The organism is Streptomyces sp. MBT65 (assembly GCF_016612545.1).
Lineage (GTDB): Bacteria > Actinomycetota > Actinomycetes > Streptomycetales > Streptomycetaceae > Streptomyces.
In genome coordinates this window covers 1-907 of sequence record NZ_JAENRY010000672.1, presented here as the reverse complement: position 1 = coordinate 907, position 907 = coordinate 1, and the positions used below count along the sequence as shown (strand labels likewise).

The 907-nt window shown below is 75.2% G+C and carries 2 protein-coding genes; both read right to left on the bottom strand.

Annotation, left to right across the window (positions count from 1 at the left end):
• Positions 1-271: S-adenosylmethionine:tRNA ribosyltransferase-isomerase (locus JHN63_RS51490; RefSeq protein WP_200692004.1), on the bottom strand; the 271-nt coding region annotated here is incomplete at its 3' end.
• Positions 268-907 (bottom strand): SDR family oxidoreductase (locus tag JHN63_RS51485; RefSeq protein WP_200692003.1); only part of this gene is annotated, 640 nt, incomplete at its 5' end. The genes JHN63_RS51490 and JHN63_RS51485, both read right to left, overlap by 4 nt.

The following is a 907-nucleotide window of genomic DNA, read 5'->3' as shown; positions in this document are numbered from 1 at the left end:
GGTGGATCGGGCACGCACGCGTGGAGAAATGCACCACCACGCGTGCGTGCCCGATCCACCCGTCCACCGCAGCGGCGAGCGTCGGCGACGTGTTCACGATCAGCAGGTCACCGGCCCGCAGCAGCCGCGGCAACTCCGCGAACACGTGATGCGCCACCTCGGTACCCCGCGACACCAGCAGCCGTACGGCATCCCGGTCGAGCCCCGGCCCGCGCTGCTCGGCGGGCACGCGTGCGGACAGCTCCTCCGGTACCCGCACCGCCACCGTCACCGCTCCTCCAGGAGGGCCGGTGCGCCGTAGCGACCGCTCGCCGGCCGCTCTTCCAGGAGCCGTAGGAAGGCCGGCACCACAGAGGCGGGCTCCGGGCGCGGATCGTCGTCATCCGGTACGGCCGCCGCGTACAGGTCCGTGCCCATGTCCCCGGGGTCGACCGCCCAGACCCGCAGCCCGGGTTCCTCCGCGCCGAGGACGGCCGCGAGATGGTCGAGGGCCGCCTTGGACGCCCCGTAGCCGCCCCAGGTCTCGTACGCCTCGGCCGCCGCGTCCGAACTGACCGCGATCACCGCGCCCACCCGCGAGGCCCGCAGCAGCGGCAGCGCCTCCTGGACCAGCCCCAGCGCGGCCACCACGTTCACTTCCAGCGCCTGCCGCAGCCCGTCCAGGGCCAGCTCCTCAAGGCGGACGAGCGGCTCGGCGCCCAGCGCGCTCGCGTTGCTCACGACCAGGTCGACACCGCCCAGCTTCTCCGCCGCTGCCACCAGCTCGGCCCGGTGCGCGGCGTCCGTGACATCCCCGGCGACGGCCTCCACGCGCGTGCCGTACGCGGCGACGGCCCCCGCACTCTCCCTCAGCACCCCCTCGGTCCTGGCGTCGAGCACCAGGTCCCACCCCCGCGCGGCCAGGGCC